A 14890-nucleotide genomic window follows, 5' to 3' on the forward strand; every position below is an offset into this window, starting at 1 on the left:
CTTTCACGATCCTTCCGGCCTCAGCCGCTCAGGCCAATCAGGTAGGCGCCGACGGATTCGATTGCCCCGCCGCTCGCCGCGTAGACGGCCCCCATCAGAAACGCCGCAAAACAGGCAAAAACAAGCCCATCCACCCGATCCATCACCCCGCCATGGCCGGGGATCAGGTGGCTGGAATCCTTTACGCCAAAACGGCGCTTTACGAAAGACTCGAACAGGTCACCGGCCTGGCTGCAGACCGAAAGCGCAAAGGCGATGACAATGATCCAGAGACCCGGCTCGGCAAATTCCGCATAGATGACCGCGCAGCCGGCCAAAACACCGAAAACAGCCCCGCCGATTGCTCCCGACCAGGTCTTGCCGGGGGAAATGCGCGGCGCCAGCTTCGGTCCGCCGATGGCGCGGCCGGTGAAATAGGCCAGCACGTCCGTGCCCCACACCACCGCAAATACAAACAGCATGGCCACAAGGCCCGGCTGGCTGTCGCCACGGATGGCCGCCAGCGAGATCGACGACAGTCCGGCGTAGAGTATGCCGCCGGGAAGCCACCAGCTTCTCTTTCGCACGGCCACCAGCAATGCGGCCGCCGCCACGGCGCCAAAAAGAAGCGGAACGGCAAAGGAATCGTCGCCGAACACGACGTTCAGGCCGATGACCGCCACCGATATCCAGCCCCAGGCATTGCCCTGCAGATCGACATCGGGCAGTCGCGTGATCGTCGACCATTCGTAATAGATGAGGAGGCCGATCGCAGCGGCCATAACGCGGAACGGCAAGCCGCCGTACCAGGTCACCACGAGAACGACGGCGGCCATGACGACGCCGGAGATGATTCTCAACTGCAATTCCCGCTGCATCAGGTTCCCGCCATCTTGCCGGGCTCGGCGAGCGCGCCGAAGCGCCGGTTGCGCATGGCGAATTTCTTCAATGCCTCGACCAGCAGAGCCTCCGTGAAATCGGGCCAGAACTCCGGAACGAATATCAGTTCCGAATAGGCGACCTGCCAGAGCAGGAAGTTGGAAAGCCGTTCCTCACCGCTTGTGCGGATGATGAGATCCGGATCGGGAATGCCGGCGGTGTCGAGCCGCGAGGAAATCAGGTCGGTGGTGATGTTGTCGGCCGCAAGCCGCCCGGCCTCGACGTCACGGGCGAGCGAAACAACCGCTCGGGTGATCTCGTCGCGCGAGCCATAGTTGAAGGCGATCACCAGCGTCAGGCCGGAATTGTTGCGCGTCGTCTCTTCCGCTTCGAGCAGCAGCGGCAGGATGTCGCCGCGCAGACCCGTGCGGTCGCCGATGATGCGGATGCGGACATTTTCGTTGTGCAGCTCTGCCAAGTCACGGCGAATGAAGAGCTTCAAAAGGCCGAGAAGATCGTTGATCTCCGTCTCCGGCCGCCGCCAGTTCTCCGACGAGAAGGCGTAAAGCGTCAGATAGCGAATGCCCAGCCGGCCAGCCGCCCTGACAGCGTCGCGTACGGCCTCCACGCCCTTGCGGTGCCCCATCGTGCGGGTAAGCCCCCGCGCATTGGCCCACCGCCCGTTGCCATCCATGATGATGGCCACGTGCTCAGGGACATGAGGCACTAGAGGCTCAGACATTCGCAATCCATCAAACAGAGCGCCGCCTTCATCCGCAGACCGCGCACATTAGACCTGCATGATTTCCTTTTCCTTGTCGACGAGCAAGTGGTCGATCTGAGAAATCGTCTCGTCGGTCAGCTTCTGCACCCTTTCCGACTGCGTGCGGCTGTCGTCCTGGCTGATGTCGCCGTCCTTCTCCGCCTTCTTCAGGCCGTCCATGCCGTCGCGGCGCACGTGGCGAATCGCGACCTTGGCCTTCTCGGCGTAGTCATGCGCGACCTTGACCAGCGACTTGCGGCGCTCTTCGTTGAGCTCCGGCAGCGGAATGCGCAGGTTCTGGCCGTCGATGATCGGGTTAAGACCGAGGTTGGATTCGCGGATCCCACGATCGACGGCGCCGACCATCTGCTTGTCCCAGACGTTGACCGCCAGCATGCGCGGCTCCGGAACGGTGATGTTGGCAACCTGGTTCAACGGCACGCGCGAACCGTAGGCTTCCACCGTCACCGGATCGAGAACGTTGGCCGAAGCGCGGCCGGTGCGCAGCGAGGCAATATCGCTTTTGAACGCGTTGATCGCGCCTTCCATGCGGCGCTTCAGATCGTTGAAGTCAATCCCTTCACTCATGGTCATTCTCCTGTCTAGTCCAGGGCCGCCGGTTTTCCAGGCGTAGCCCCTACGTCATTGTCAGTTGTCGGAGACGATCGTCTTGCAACCGCCGCCCTTCAGGATATCGGCAAAGCCACCCTTCTCGTGAATCGAGAAGACGATGATCGGAATGGAATTTTCGCGGGCCAGCGCAACGGCGGCGACGTCCATGACGGCCAGTCCGCGGTTGAGCACTTCGTTATGGGTCAGGTGATCGAAGCGGGTCGCGGTCGGATCCTTCTTCGGATCGGCCGAATAGATGCCGTCGACCTGCGTGCCCTTGAAGATCGCCTCGGCGCCCATTTCGGCGGCGCGGAGCGCTGCGGCGGAATCGGTCGTGAAGAACGGGTTGCCGGTGCCGCCGGCGAAGATCACCACGCGGCCCATCTGCAGGTGATAGAGCGTCGCGCGCTGGGAAAAGCTTTCGCAGAGTTCCGGCATGGCGATGGCCGAGAGAACCACGGTGTCGATGTTGAGCTTGCGCAGCGACGTGGCAAGCGCCAGCGCGTTGATCACGGTTGCCAGCATGCCCATGTGGTCGCCGGTCACCCGGTCGCCGCCCTTGGAGGCAACCGCCACGCCGCGGAAGATGTTGCCGCCGCCGACAACGACCCCGACTTCGACACCCATGGCCTTTGCCTCGGCGATATCGGAGGCAATCCGGTCGGCGACAGCCACGTCGATCCCGAACCCCTGGCTGCCCATCAGCGCCTCGCCCGAGGCTTTCAACAGAACGCGTTTATAGAGCGGCTGCACGGACATGTGATCTCCCGAATTTCGATTTCAAAGCCGGATACACGAAGGGCATCGCGTTGTCACGCGATGCCCTTCGTTTTCCATCAAGAAACGGTTTGGCCCGTTAATCAGCCCTTGGCGACTGCGGCAACTTCGGCAGCGAAGTCGCTCTCTTCCTTTTCGACACCTTCGCCGAGCAGCAGGCGGGCGATGCCCGTCACTTCGATCGCGGCGCCGGCTTCCTTTTCGGCTTCCTTCAGCGCGGCGGCGACGGTCAGCTCCGGATTGATGACGAAGGCCTGCGAGAGAAGTGCGACTTCCTCGAAGAACTTGCGCATGCGGCCCTCAACCATCTTTTCGATGATGGCGTCCGGCTTGCCGGATTCGCGGGCCTGCTCGATGAAGATCGCGCGCTCGCGGTCGGCAGCAGCCTGGTCGACGTCTTCGGCGCGAACGGCGAGCGGCGCCGTTGCAGCGACGTGCATGGCGACCTGGCGGCCGATCGAGGTCAGGACGGCCTTGTCGCCGACAGACTTCAGGGCGACCAGAACGCCGAGCTTGCCGATGCCGTCGCCGGCAGCGTTGTGGATGTAGGTGGCGACGACGCCGTGCTCGACTTCGAGCATGACCGAACGGCGCAGAGCCATGTTTTCGCCGATGGTGGCGATGGCATCCTTGATCGTGTCTGCAACGGACTTGCCGGTTGCCGGGTAGGTCGCGGCAGATACAGCATCGACGGTGCCGTCGGTGTGGAGCGCAACCTCGGCAATGCCGCGGACGATGTCCTGGAAGGCGTCGTTGCGGGCAACGAAGTCGGTTTCGGAGTTGACTTCGACGAGAACAGCCTTGTGGCCGGCGCTGGCGACGCCGATCAGGCCTTCAGCAGCGGTGCGGCCCGACTTCTTGTCGGCCTTGGCGATGCCCTTGGCGCGCAGCCAGTCGATTGCGGCTTCCATGTCGCCGTTGGTTTCGGCCAGCGCCTTCTTGCAATCCATCATGCCTGCGCCGCTCTTCTCGCGCAGTTCCTTCACCATAGCTGCGGTAATGTTGCTCATGTAATGCCTCTTTCAGCGTTCGTCGGGTGCCCTGCCCTCAGTCCCTCGCGGGTGAACCGGCACCGCATTTCGTTTTGGGCACGACTGTACCCGGAAGTATGACGGCGTGATGACAGTGAGAACGCCTCGGGGACGTTTACCGACCGGACATCAGGCCAGAAATGGAACAAGGCCGCTGGCGCTCTGAAAAGACACTGCAAACGGCCTTGCCCGGGATATGCTGAACTCTCGATGGCGGACCTTCCCGAGGAACGTCCGCCAAATCGCCGGATCAGGCTTCTGCTTCGCCTTCCAGGGCGGGCTCGACCGGAACTTCTTCCGAAGCGCCGAGGTCGCGGCCGGATGCACCCTGCTGGCGGGCGATGCCGTCGATGGCAGCGCGGGCGATCAGGTCGCAATAGAGAGCGATGGCGCGCGAGGCGTCGTCATTGCCCGGGATCGGGAAGTCGACATTGTCCGGATCGCAGTTGGAGTCGATGACGGCAACAACCGGAATGCCAAGACGCTTGGCTTCCTCGATGGCGATCTTTTCCTTGTTGGTGTCGATGATGAACATCAGGTCCGGAACGCCGCCCATGTCGCGGATACCGCCGAGAGCCTTTTCAAGCTTCTCGCGTTCGCGCTCGAGGTTCAGGCGCTCCTTCTTGGTGAAGCCCTGTGCGTCGGAAGCCAGGATCTCGTCAACCTTGCGCAGACGCGCGATCGAGTTGGAGATGGTCTTCCAGTTGGTCATCATGCCGCCGAGCCAGCGGGAGTTGACGTAGTACTGGGCCGAACGCTTGGCGCTGTCGGCGATGATTTCGGACGCCTGGCGCTTGGTGCCGACGAACAGAACGCGGCCGCCACGAGCGACGGTGTCGGACACGACCTGAAGGGCGCGCGACAGCATCGGAACGGTCTGACCGAGGTCGATGATGTGGATGTTGTTGCGGTCACCAAAGATGTACGGCTTCATCTTCGGGTTCCAGCGGTGAGTCTGATGACCAAAATGTATGCCTGCTTCGAGAAGCTGGCGCATGGAAAAATCGGGCAATGCCATGCCTTGTTACTCCTTTTCCGGTTGAACCTCCGTGGAGCAATGAACACCGCTTGGAACGGCGCCACCGGCGGAAAGGACCGGATTTCTCCCGGTCATTCCCAAGCTCCACGTGTGGAATGGTCGTGCCGTTACCGGCTCCGGCCCGGAAAATCAAGCCTTGGAGGCGAAAAAACAGGAAGTCCGTGACGATTCAGCCGATTGACGTCACTTGCACAGGGTGACGTTGGTCTTCAGGCCATCGAGGCGGGCAAGGCGACCGCCGAGCACGAAGTCACCATAGTCCATGGCAAGATCGTCGACGATGCCGTTTTCGAACAGCCTGAACGACATGCGGTAGACCGGCATGGCGTCATTGCTGTTGCTGTCCTTGTAGTAGGCGATCGTAACCGGCCAGGAGGGCACGGTGTCGAGCAGACGTTCGTCGACCGGGTTCTTGCCGGCCACGTCCTTGGCGTCTGCTTCATCACCAATCCGCTTGCCGATGACCGTGGTGGTCAAAAGGCTCTCGGCGGCATCGTCCGTTCCATCGAAAAGCCGCGACTGCACGAGCGTCTTGCCTTCCTTGGCCTGGTTGATGACTTCCATGAGATGTTCGGTGGGGAAGCGGCTCGCGGCCAGCTCCAGGGATTTTTTCTCGGGCTGGGAGAGTTTCACCGTCAGGGCGTCCGCGTTCTCGTGCGCCTCCCCCTTGACCTCCTTGTCGAGCTGGGACCCGGTGAAGGACTTCGTCTGGAAGGCGAAGTCACCGGTGCTCGGATTTTCAAACGTGATGGTCTGCTGATCCGTCGTCTTGGTGTCATCGTCGGTCGCTATGCGAGTGACGAAACGAAACTTTGTCGAATAGCCCTTGCAGCTGGAACCATCGAATTCATAGACCATGCGGCCCGTCATGCCGGATATGCCGGAACGCTCCGAGGCGCTCAGCAGGCTGATGTCGTAGACGGCGCGGTGCGGAGCCAGACTGGCATTCTGGTTGGCATCATCGACGGCGGCGAGGGCTGTGGCCTGAGAGCAGGACAGAGCCAGGGTGAAACCAGCGGCCAGGCGCAGATGATGCATTCAATTCCTCCTGTTGGACTCAGGCCCGATGCGATAGAAGCAATCAGCCGTCCGGCATAAAAGTCTGCCGGTCCTCGAACACTGTACAGCAAAAAAGGGAGTCAACAAGTGTCCGCGACAATTACAGCCCGCCTTAAGGAAATGGGATACGAGCTTCCCGTCGCCGCTGCTCCGGCAGCCAATTACGTTCCTTACGTCGTCAGCGGCAACCTTCTCTACCTTTCCGGCCAATTGCCGATGGAAGGCGGCAAAATTGCGGTGACCGGTCTCGTCGGCCGTGACCAGGACGTCGCCTCCGCCCAGCGCGCGGCCGAGCTTTGCGCGCTCAACATTCTGGCCCAGGCCAGTGCTGCGCTCGGCGGCGATCTCTCCCGCATCAAGCGCGTGATCAAGCTCAACGGCTTCGTCGCCTCGACGCCGGATTTCACCGAGCAGCACCTGGTCATCAACGGCGCCTCCAACCTCATCGCCAATGCGCTCGGCGAGCCTGGCAAGCATGCGCGCGCCGCCGTCGGCATGGCCGCCCTGCCGATGAACGCATCGGTCGAAATCGACGCCATCATCGAGATCGAAGCATGAGCGAGCTTGGCTGGCTGACAGAACGTCCGATCGCCCACCGCGGCTATCACGACACCAACAAGACAGTCTGGGAAAACACGCTTTCGGCCTTCCAGCGAGCCGTCGACGCGGGCTTTGCCATCGAATGCGACCTTCATTACGCCTCCAACGGCGTGCCGGTCGTCTTCCACGACCATACGCTCGAACGCCTCTGCGGCATTCCCGGCAATGTGCGCGATCGGACGTCGGCCGAACTCGGTCTGCTGTCGATCGGCGGCACCGCCGACAAGGTGCCGACGCTCAAGCAGCTTCTGCAACTGGTCAAGGGACGGGTTCCGCTCGTCATCGAACTGAAGGGCAGCGAAGGCGACGACGAGGGTTTTCCCGAGACGGTGCTCGAGGAGCTCGAGAGCTATGACGGGCCGGTGGCGCTGATGAGCTTCGACCACTGGCTTCTCAAAGACCTGAAGTCGCTCGGCTCGCCCCGCCCCGTCGGCCTGACGGCCGAAGGCGTCAAGCCGGAAGACTTCTTCAAGCACGACGAGGCCATGCAATACGGGCTGGACTTCATTTCCTATTGCGCTGCACACCTTCCGAATGCTTTCATTGAAGGACAGAAGAAGCGCGGTGTGCCGATCATCACCTGGACGGTGCGCGACGAGATAGGCCGCAAGCAGACCGCGCTCTATGCAGACCAGATGACCTTCGAAGGTTTCGATCCAAGGGAAGTAACCGGCGTTTCATGACCGGAACGGTATCCATTCGTGTCGAACAGAGCTTTCCGGCCATTTCGCCGGAAAGCTGGGGCCGCCTGTCGGGCACTTCCAAAGGCCAGGAAACGGCCTACAACCCCTTCCTGTCGCATGCGTTTCTCTCCTCGCTGGAGGAATCCGGATCGGCGACGCGACGGACGGGCTGGCTGGGTCACCACCTGGTGATGGAGACGGAGAAGGGCGAGCTTCTCGGCGCCCTGCCCTGTTACATGAAAAGCCACAGCCAGGGGGAATATGTCTTCGATCACGCCTGGGCGGATGCCTTCGAACGGGCCGGCGGGGACTATTACCCGAAGCTCCAGTCCGCGATCCCCTTCACGCCCGCCACCGGACCGCGCCTCTTGGTCTCGGAGGGGCAAGACAAGGCGATGGTGCGCGAGACGCTTGCCGCCGGATACCGCGAGGTTGCCACACGCCTCGGCGTCTCCTCGGCGCATGCCACCTTCCTTCCTGAAGACGAGGTCGGCCTTTTCGAGGATGCCGGCTTCCTGCACCGCACCGACCAGCAATTCCATTTCATCAACGAGGGGTACCGCGATCACGCTGACTTCCTCGACACGCTTGCCTCGCGGAAACGCAAGGCGCTGAAGAAGGAGCGGCGGTCGGCGCTGGAAGGCGGCATAGAAATCGACTGGCTGAGCGGCAGCGACCTTACGGAAGAGATCTGGGACCAGTTCTTTGCCTTCTACATGGATACCGGCAGCCGCAAATGGGGCCGGCCCTACCTGACCCGCGAATTCTATTCGCTGATCGGCGAGCGCATGGCCGACGACATCCTGCTGGTGATGGCCAGGCGCGAGGGACGCTATATCGCCGGCGCGATCAATTTCATCGGCGACGACGTCCTCTTCGGTCGCCACTGGGGCTGCATCGAGGACCACCCGTTCCTGCATTTCGAGGTCTGCTATCACCAGGCGATCGACTTTGCTTTGGAAAAGAAGCTGAAGCGCGTCGAGGCCGGCGCGCAAGGGGAACACAAGCTCGCGCGCGGCTACGTGCCGGTGACGACCCACTCCGCGCATTACATCGCCCACAAGGGCCTGCGCGATGCCGTTGCCAACTACCTCGTCCACGAGCGTCAGGACGTCGAGCACATGGGCGAGCTCCTGACAGCGCACAGTCCCTTCCGCAAGGGCGCGCCCGAGCAGGACTGATCCCGGCACTATCCGCTTGAAGGCCTGCCTGTCGGCTTGCTAGACAGGAGCAAACGAGAACAGGGAGAGAGGCACCATGCCGAAGAGCCAAGTCTACGACAGCGACAACATCTTCGCGAAGATCCTGCGCGGCGAAATTCCGTCGCATCGCGTCTACGAGGATGCCGACACGGTTGCCTTCATGGATGTGATGCCGCAGGGCACCGGCCATACGCTGGTCGTGCCGAAAGCCCCTTCCCGCAACCTGCTCGACGCCGACGCCCGCACGCTCGAAAAGCTGCTGCCGGTCGTCCAGAAGATCGCCATCGCCGCCAAGGTCGCCTTCGAGGCCGACGGCGTGCAGATCGTGCAGTTCAATGAAGCCCCGGCCGGCCAGTCGGTCTTCCACCTGCACTTCCACGTCATCCCGCGCTTCGACGGTATCCCGCTGAAGCCGCATACGGGGACGATGGAAAACAACGACGTTCTTGCAGCCAATGCGGCAAAGCTGAAATCGGCGCTCTAGGCGTGTACGATTACGATTGGCAAAGTTTGCCAATCTCTTTGACAGAAGCCGCAATCGATCCTATCGTCTCGACGATACGGAGGCTGTCATGGCGACAATGAATGTGTCACTTCCCGAGCAGATGAAGTCCTGGGTGGAAGAGCAGGCAAGCAAGGGCCGCTACAGCAATTCCAGCGACTACGTGCGCGACCTGATCCGCAAGGATCAGGAGCGCCAGCAGGCGCTGGCCGCCCTTCAAGCCGCGGTCACCGAGGGTCTTGAAAGCGGAGAGGCCCAGGCGTTCGACGCAATGTCCTTCAAGCGGCGGATGCGCGAAGGTCATGGCGCCGAATAGGCCCGCCACCTACAGGCTTTCTCCCAAGGCCCTGCAGGATATCGAAGGCATCTGGCGCTACACCGCCGAGACCTGGTCGGACGATCAGGCTGACGCCTACATCGATGAGCTCGTCGGCGTCTTCGGGCTTGTTGTCGACACGCCCGGACTGGGACGGCTCTATCGGGAGATCGATCCGCCCGTTCATATCCACGTCCACAAATGGCATCTGATCGTTTATCTGCCGGAGCCCGATACGATCACCGTGCTGCGTGTCCTAGGCGGCCGGCAGAACTGGCAGGCGATCCTCAAGGCAATCGAACCCTGAGACACACTCAGTAACCCAACGCATACAATCCGGCGATCAGCAGTCCTAAGCTCGCGCCAATGCCGATCGCAGGCTTGCGGCCGGTTGCCAGGAAGATGGCGAAACCGATGGCGGCGGAGCCGAGGCGCAGCCAGAGCGGTGTGCCGGCCAGGGTTCCGGATGGAAACAGGATCAGCTTGGCGATCACCGCGGCAACCAACGAGGTGGCGACCGCTCTCACCCATTGCAGGCTTTCGGAATTCTCATCCAGCCGGTTGCCGATCAGCACGCCGAGCCAGCGCCAGATGTCGGTCGCCAGCCAACCGGCGATCAGGATGAAGACGTAAGGCCACCACCACGGTCCGGGCACCATCATCAGCGCGCCCCCCAACCCTTGCGCCGCACGCGGTCGATGAGGTAGGCGGCCGTGCCGCCGACAAGGCCTGCGTAAAGAATGTCGAAGCCCGGCGCCAGAATGGTGAAGACGGGACCGGCAACAAGCCCCGTCAGCAGTGCGATATTGACCACCGGATGCTGCGCGGAAGCCCAGAGCGAGGTCAGGAAATAGATCGGCGTCAGGAAGAACAGCGCGCCGGCCAGGATCGGCGGCAGATCGGACACGACGCCGAAGCAGACCGTCACCAGGATGATGTTGGCAGTGGTCAGCGTCATGCCGAAGCCGGCAAAGAAGGCGATCCGCCGGTCGCGCGGCACATCCTTGATGCGCTGCATGGTGAAGACCCAGGCGGTGACGGCGATGAAATGCGACAGGAACAAGAGAAGCCATGTCGGCGTGCGTTCCGTCTTGATCTCGGGGATGAGCGCCGCCACCATCGGCATCAGCCGGATGGCCGAGAGCGCCACGGCGATGAAGCTCGCCAGAAGCCCCGCTCCGCCGGTTGCAGAACCGACAAGGATCATCTTCGACGGCAGGGCCCAGACAGCGCCGACCATGAAGGCCGCCTCGCCGCGGCTCACGCCCGACTGCACCGCGAAGGCGCAGAAGCCCACGAACGACGACATCAGGATCAGGGCCGGCAGCGAGTAGATGCCGCGCATGCCGGTTGCAAACCAGTAAGCGTTCGACTTCCCGCCCGTGATACCTGTCGCCATTTCCATGGATAAGTCGTTAGCTCAAAACATAAATGCCGGGCAAGAGAGCCCGGCATTTAATTTGTCACCCTTACGTTTCGGGCGGTCGACTACTTCTTCGCGGAAGCCTTCGAGGACCGTTTCGGCTTGGTGGCCGTTTCGCCGCCCTTGTCGCCATCCAGATCGGGTTCCGCCTCGATCGCGACCTCTTCCTTCTTCGGCTTCAGCGGCGCACCGTCCGGGATCGCCTCGAGGATGAGCCCGGTCGAACCGTCGTCCTTCTTGCCGGTCGTCACATGCACGACGCCGCCCTTCTTGAGCTTGCCAAACAGGATCTCGTTGGCGAGTTCCTTCTTGATATGCTCCTGAATGACGCGGGCGAGAGGACGCGCGCCCATCTTCTCGTCGTAGCCCTTCTCGGCCAGCCAGGCGATCGCGTCCTCTTCGAGATCGAAGGTGACGTTGCGCTCGGACAGCTGGGCCTCCAGCTGCATGATGAACTTCTGCACGACCTGATGGATGATCGTCGTCGGCAGCGGGGCAAACGGGATCGTCGCATCGAGACGGTTGCGGAACTCCGGCGTGAACAGGCGGTTGAGCGCCTCTTCGTCCTCGCCGGTGCGTCTGGACGAACCGAAACCGATCGCCGACTTCGACATTTCCGACGCGCCCGCATTGGTCGTCATGATCAGGATGACGTTGCGGAAGTCGATCTTCTTGCCGTTGTGGTCGGTCAACGAACCGTGGTCCATGACCTGCAGCAGGATGTTGAAGATGTCCGGATGCGCCTTCTCGATTTCATCAAGCAGCACGACAGAGTGCGGATGCTGGTCGACGCTGTCGGTCAGGAGCCCGCCCTGGTCGAAGCCGACATAGCCGGGAGGTGCGCCGAGCAGTCGCGAGACCGTGTGGCGTTCCATGTATTCCGACATGTCGAAGCGCAGGAGCTCGACGCCGAGCGACGACGCCAACTGCTTGGCGACCTCGGTCTTGCCCACCCCGGTCGGACCGGAGAAGACATAGGCGCCGATCGGCTTGTTCGGCTCGCGCAGGCCGGCGCGGGCAAGCTTGATCGAGGTCGAGAGCGCCTCGATCGCCTTGTCCTGACCGTAGACGACGGAGCGCAGTTCCTGCTCGAGATTGGCAAGCACCATCTCGTCGTCCTTCGACACCGTCTTCGGCGGGATGCGGGCCATGGTCGCGATCGTCGCCTCGATCTCCTTCTCGGTGATCATCTTGCGGCGACGCGAGGCCGGCAGCAGCATCTGGGCGGCACCGGTTTCGTCGATCACGTCGATGGCCTTGTCCGGCAGCTTGCGATCGGAGATGTAGCGCGCCGAAAGCTCGACGGCCGCCTTGATCGCCTCGTTCGTGTAACGAAGGTTATGATACTCCTCGAAATACGGCTTCAGGCCCTTCATGATGGCGACGGCATCGTCGATCGACGGTTCGTTGACGTCGATCTTCTGGAAGCGACGGACGAGCGCCCGGTCCTTCTCGAAGAACTGGCGGTACTCCTTGTAGGTGGTCGAACCGATGCAGCGGATCGCGCCCGACGACAGGGCCGGCTTCAGGAGGTTCGACGCATCCATAGCACCGCCCGAGGTGGCGCCGGCGCCAATGACCGTATGGATCTCGTCGATGAACAGCACGGCACCCGGAAACTCCTCGAGTTCCTTGACGACCTGCTTCAGCCGCTCCTCGAAATCGCCGCGGTAACGCGTGCCGGCCAGCAGCGTACCCATGTCGAGCGAGAAGATGGTCGCATCTTCCAGCGCTTCCGGCACCTTGCCTTCGACGATCCGCTTGGCCAGGCCCTCGGCAATCGCCGTCTTGCCGACACCGGGATCACCGACGTAGAGCGGGTTGTTCTTCGACCGGCGGCACAAGACCTGAATCGTCCGGTTGACTTCGGCCTCGCGGCCGATCAGCGGATCGATCTTGCCCTTCAGCGCCTTCTCGTTGAGATTGACGCAATAGGCCTTCAGCGCATCCTGCTGCTTCTTCGGACCGTCTTCGTCGCTGGAACGGGATGCCGACGGCTTGCTTTCGGCAGGACCGTCATCGGCACCGCGCGGCGCACGCGGCTGAGAGGCGCCGGGGCGCTTGCCGATGCCGTGCGAGATGTAGTTGACCGCGTCGTAGCGGGTCATCTCCTGTTCCTGCAGGAAGAAGGCCGCATGGCTTTCCCGCTCGGCGAAGATGGCAACGAGGACGTTGGCGCCGGTCACCTCTTCCCGTCCGGAGGACTGGACGTGAATGACGGCGCGCTGGATCACCCGCTGGAAGCCGGCGGTCGGTTTGGAATCCTCGTCATATCCGGTGATCAGATTGGCGAGTTCGGTGTCGACATAGTCGACCAGTGTCTTTCGAAGGGTGTCGAGATTGACATTGCAGGCACCCATGACCGCTGACGCATCCGGATCGTCTATCAAGGCGAGAAGCAGATGCTCGAGCGTCGCGTATTCCTGATGACGCTCGTTTGCGTAGGTCAGTGCCTGATGCAGTGCCTTTTCCAGGCTCGGCGAAAATGTTGGCACGCTTGGTTCCTCACTTCTTTTCCATGACACATTGCAGCGGATGCTGGTGCTGGCGGGCGAAGTCCATCACCTGACTGACTTTGGTCTCAGCGATTTCGTAGGTAAAGACGCCGCATTCTCCGACTCCGTGATTGTGGACATGAAGCATGATTATGGTCGCGCTCTCCCGGTCCTTCTGGAAGAACCGTTCGAGAATGTGGATGACGAACTCCATGGGGGTGTAGTCGTCATTGAGAAGAAGAACGCGATACAGACTGGGTTTCTTGGTCTTTGGTTTGGTCTTGGTGATGACAGAGGTGCCGCGCCCCGCGCCGTCGCCGCGGCCATCGTCATCTTGTTGCATAAGGATCGGCTCAGCGATCATTCTATCACTTTCCTGTTGGCGCAAGATCGGCCGCCATGATGGCCGCCGTGCAAATCATCCTATTAACTTAGATCATTGCCGCGAAATTTTAAGTCCCCAATTCTGCGGTGCAAACATATTTGAACGCGGATCGCTGCAATTCGCGCCTTCGGGGCCTTCCGGAACGCAGAGAGGCCGGTCGCGTTTCAGCAACCGGCCTCTCGAACGAGATCCGTAGATATTATTTCTGTCGGCCTTCTCAGGCGGCGACGGCTTCCTCGGCCTTGGCGACCGCGCTCTCGTACGGCTTGTAGGCAGCCTTGGCGAGATCGGCGTACATTTCGCTCATCTTGGTCGACTGGGCGACGAAGCCTTCATAAGAGGACTTCACGAAGCTGGTCTGCAGTTCCATGGCAGCCTCGATGCTGCGCGTGCCGGCAAGCGCCTCGATATGGGCGACGCCGTCCTGGAAAGACTTCTTGGAATAATCGGCGGCTTCCGCAGCGATACCCTGAAAGCCCTTGGTGATGTCCGAATAGGTCTTCAGCATCGCGTCCATGGCTTCCTTGCCCTTCAGGCTTGCTTCCTCGAAATTATACATGATGCAGTTCCTTCCGATAACGACTGTTGCTGAAAGGATTAGTGCGTCGCACAATGGATGTCAAGATTTTTGTGCGATGCAGCAATTCAATCGAATGCCATTTCACACCAAGCCATTGTCCGAATGGCCTGCGTCAGGATGATGACGCTGGCGCTCCGAAAACCTCTTTTTTGCGGGGTCTCGCCAGCTACAAGATGCCGCATGGCGAAACCAGCAGCCCGAGACCGAAAACGCCGAAAGCCGGTGGCATGGCCACCGGCTTTCGGGTTCGTTTCGTCCGTGACTGAACGGCGACGCGCCGCTCAGAGATCGATGTCGAGGATCGCCATCGAGAAATTGTAGGAAAGATCACCATCCTCGTCGTCCCGGAAGACGACGCCGAGGAACTCTTCGCCGAGATAGACTTCCGCCGAGTCGTCCTTGCGCGGGCGCGCCTTGACCACCATCGTCGGATTGAAATTGCTCTTGAAATAGGCGTCGAGCTTCTTGATCTCTTCAGGTTTCACTGAATCTTCTCCATCGAGGTCCACAGATTTGCCGCGCTTCTCGCATGCAGGTTGCAGGCTGTAAAGGCCCGATCGAGCGA

Annotated in this window: 18 protein-coding genes and 1 pseudogene; 6 read left to right on the top strand and 13 right to left on the bottom strand. The window is 61.4% G+C overall.

The genetic code is table 11. From position 1 onward, the window contains the following. Positions 1-20: 20 nt before the first annotated feature. The 7 genes from ACU5AY_RS08330 to ACU5AY_RS08360 form a co-directional block, all read right to left on the bottom strand. On the bottom strand, positions 21-857 hold the full coding sequence (locus ACU5AY_RS08330; protein WP_446824299.1) for a phosphatidate cytidylyltransferase: 837 nt from the start codon (positions 855-857) through the stop codon (positions 21-23). Then, the gene (locus tag ACU5AY_RS08335; protein WP_446824300.1) at positions 857-1600 is read right to left on the bottom strand and encodes an isoprenyl transferase; all 744 of its coding nucleotides are present in this window, start codon (positions 1598-1600) and stop codon (positions 857-859) included. The genes ACU5AY_RS08330 and ACU5AY_RS08335 overlap by 1 nt, the downstream gene beginning before the upstream one ends. Before the next feature lie 48 nt (positions 1601-1648). Beyond that, entirely contained in the window at positions 1649-2209 is a 561-nt protein-coding gene (gene frr / locus ACU5AY_RS08340; RefSeq protein ID WP_446824301.1) for a ribosome recycling factor, read from the bottom strand. Positions 2210-2269: 60 nt separating this feature from the next. Beyond that, complete coding sequence (gene pyrH, locus ACU5AY_RS08345) at positions 2270-2992, bottom strand: UMP kinase (protein WP_446824302.1); 723 nt, start codon at positions 2990-2992, stop codon at positions 2270-2272. 101 nt (positions 2993-3093) lie between these two features. Then, positions 3094-4020, bottom strand: coding sequence for a translation elongation factor Ts (gene tsf, locus ACU5AY_RS08350; protein WP_446824303.1), 927 nt, complete (start codon positions 4018-4020; stop codon positions 3094-3096). A 271-nt stretch (positions 4021-4291) separates the two neighbouring features. Then, complete coding sequence (rpsB, locus tag ACU5AY_RS08355; protein ID WP_446824304.1) at positions 4292-5059, bottom strand: 30S ribosomal protein S2; 768 nt, start codon at positions 5057-5059, stop codon at positions 4292-4294. 204 nt (positions 5060-5263) lie between these two features. Then, the gene (locus ACU5AY_RS08360; protein WP_446828707.1) at positions 5264-6118 is read right to left on the bottom strand and encodes a cell envelope integrity EipB family protein; all 855 of its coding nucleotides are present in this window, start codon (positions 6116-6118) and stop codon (positions 5264-5266) included. A 141-nt stretch (positions 6119-6259) separates the two neighbouring features. Between ACU5AY_RS08360 and ACU5AY_RS08365 the strand changes: the two genes are divergently transcribed. From ACU5AY_RS08365 to ACU5AY_RS08390, 6 genes are all read left to right on the top strand, one after another. After that, positions 6260-6697, top strand: a complete 438-nt coding sequence (locus ACU5AY_RS08365) for a RidA family protein (RefSeq protein WP_446828977.1) — start codon at positions 6260-6262, stop codon at positions 6695-6697. Continuing rightward, positions 6694-7422 (top strand): glycerophosphodiester phosphodiesterase, encoded by a 729-nt coding sequence (locus tag ACU5AY_RS08370; RefSeq protein WP_446828708.1) that lies wholly within the window; start codon positions 6694-6696, stop codon positions 7420-7422. The genes ACU5AY_RS08365 and ACU5AY_RS08370 overlap by 4 nt, the downstream gene beginning before the upstream one ends. After that, positions 7419-8603: a GNAT family N-acetyltransferase gene (locus tag ACU5AY_RS08375; protein WP_446828709.1), complete on the top strand. Its 1185-nt coding sequence runs from the start codon at positions 7419-7421 to the stop codon at positions 8601-8603. Before ACU5AY_RS08370 ends, ACU5AY_RS08375 begins: the two co-directional genes overlap by 4 nt. Positions 8604-8679: 76 nt before the next feature. Then, positions 8680-9108, top strand: coding sequence for an HIT family protein (locus tag ACU5AY_RS08380; protein ID WP_446824309.1), 429 nt, complete (start codon positions 8680-8682; stop codon positions 9106-9108). Between the two features lie 88 nt (positions 9109-9196). Next, the gene (locus ACU5AY_RS08385; RefSeq protein ID WP_446828710.1) at positions 9197-9442 is read left to right on the top strand and encodes a type II toxin-antitoxin system ParD family antitoxin; all 246 of its coding nucleotides are present in this window, start codon (positions 9197-9199) and stop codon (positions 9440-9442) included. Then, positions 9429-9749, top strand: coding sequence for a type II toxin-antitoxin system RelE/ParE family toxin (locus ACU5AY_RS08390; protein WP_446828711.1), 321 nt, complete (start codon positions 9429-9431; stop codon positions 9747-9749). Before ACU5AY_RS08385 ends, ACU5AY_RS08390 begins: the two co-directional genes overlap by 14 nt. A gap of 7 nt (positions 9750-9756) precedes the next feature. Here ACU5AY_RS08390 and ACU5AY_RS08395 read toward each other — a convergent pair whose 3' ends face one another. The 6 genes and pseudogenes from ACU5AY_RS08395 to ACU5AY_RS08420 form a co-directional block, all read right to left on the bottom strand. Then, positions 9757-10101, bottom strand: coding sequence for an AzlD domain-containing protein (locus tag ACU5AY_RS08395; protein WP_446828978.1), 345 nt, complete (start codon positions 10099-10101; stop codon positions 9757-9759). A gap of 2 nt (positions 10102-10103) precedes the next feature. Then, positions 10104-10841, bottom strand: coding sequence for an AzlC family ABC transporter permease (locus ACU5AY_RS08400; RefSeq protein ID WP_446828712.1), 738 nt, complete (start codon positions 10839-10841; stop codon positions 10104-10106). A 107-nt stretch (positions 10842-10948) separates the two neighbouring features. Beyond that, a pseudogene (gene clpA / locus ACU5AY_RS08405) lies at positions 10949-13360 on the bottom strand (ATP-dependent Clp protease ATP-binding subunit ClpA); the annotation flags it as partial. A 10-nt stretch (positions 13361-13370) separates the two neighbouring features. Next, complete coding sequence (clpS, locus tag ACU5AY_RS08410; protein WP_261930222.1) at positions 13371-13724, bottom strand: ATP-dependent Clp protease adapter ClpS; 354 nt, start codon at positions 13722-13724, stop codon at positions 13371-13373. A 238-nt stretch (positions 13725-13962) separates the two neighbouring features. Beyond that, the gene (locus ACU5AY_RS08415) at positions 13963-14304 is read right to left on the bottom strand and encodes a phasin family protein (protein WP_446824312.1); all 342 of its coding nucleotides are present in this window, start codon (positions 14302-14304) and stop codon (positions 13963-13965) included. Positions 14305-14606: 302 nt separating this feature from the next. Continuing rightward, positions 14607-14810 carry a DUF3126 family protein gene (locus ACU5AY_RS08420; RefSeq protein ID WP_261930224.1) on the bottom strand — a complete coding sequence of 68 codons (204 nt, stop codon included), beginning with the start codon at positions 14808-14810 and terminating at the stop codon, positions 14607-14609. Positions 14811-14890: the final 80 nt, after the last annotated feature.

It is taken from the genome of Rhizobium sp. PAMB 3174 (genome assembly GCF_052908375.1).

Coding starts and splice junctions, on each gene's coding strand:
- ACU5AY_RS08330 (WP_446824299.1), bottom strand. CDS start 857: ATGCAGCGGGAATTGCAGTTGAGAATCATCTCCGGCGTCGTCATGGCC.
- ACU5AY_RS08335 (WP_446824300.1), bottom strand. CDS start 1,600: ATGTCTGAGCCTCTAGTGCCTCATGTCCCTGAGCACGTGGCCATCATC.
- frr (WP_446824301.1), bottom strand. CDS start 2,209: ATGAGTGAAGGGATTGACTTCAACGATCTGAAGCGCCGCATGGAAGGC.
- pyrH (WP_446824302.1), bottom strand. CDS start 2,992: ATGTCCGTGCAGCCGCTCTATAAACGCGTTCTGTTGAAAGCCTCGGGC.
- tsf (WP_446824303.1), bottom strand. CDS start 4,020: ATGAGCAACATTACCGCAGCTATGGTGAAGGAACTGCGCGAGAAGAGC.
- rpsB (WP_446824304.1), bottom strand. CDS start 5,059: ATGGCATTGCCCGATTTTTCCATGCGCCAGCTTCTCGAAGCAGGCATA.
- ACU5AY_RS08360 (WP_446828707.1), bottom strand. CDS start 6,118: ATGCATCATCTGCGCCTGGCCGCTGGTTTCACCCTGGCTCTGTCCTGC.
- ACU5AY_RS08365 (WP_446828977.1), top strand. CDS start 6,260: ATGGGATACGAGCTTCCCGTCGCCGCTGCTCCGGCAGCCAATTACGTT.
- ACU5AY_RS08370 (WP_446828708.1), top strand. CDS start 6,694: ATGAGCGAGCTTGGCTGGCTGACAGAACGTCCGATCGCCCACCGCGGC.
- ACU5AY_RS08375 (WP_446828709.1), top strand. CDS start 7,419: ATGACCGGAACGGTATCCATTCGTGTCGAACAGAGCTTTCCGGCCATT.
- ACU5AY_RS08380 (WP_446824309.1), top strand. CDS start 8,680: ATGCCGAAGAGCCAAGTCTACGACAGCGACAACATCTTCGCGAAGATC.
- ACU5AY_RS08385 (WP_446828710.1), top strand. CDS start 9,197: ATGGCGACAATGAATGTGTCACTTCCCGAGCAGATGAAGTCCTGGGTG.
- ACU5AY_RS08390 (WP_446828711.1), top strand. CDS start 9,429: ATGGCGCCGAATAGGCCCGCCACCTACAGGCTTTCTCCCAAGGCCCTG.
- ACU5AY_RS08395 (WP_446828978.1), bottom strand. CDS start 10,101: ATGGTGCCCGGACCGTGGTGGTGGCCTTACGTCTTCATCCTGATCGCC.
- ACU5AY_RS08400 (WP_446828712.1), bottom strand. CDS start 10,841: ATGGCGACAGGTATCACGGGCGGGAAGTCGAACGCTTACTGGTTTGCA.
- clpS (WP_261930222.1), bottom strand. CDS start 13,724: ATGATCGCTGAGCCGATCCTTATGCAACAAGATGACGATGGCCGCGGC.
- ACU5AY_RS08415 (WP_446824312.1), bottom strand. CDS start 14,304: ATGTATAATTTCGAGGAAGCAAGCCTGAAGGGCAAGGAAGCCATGGAC.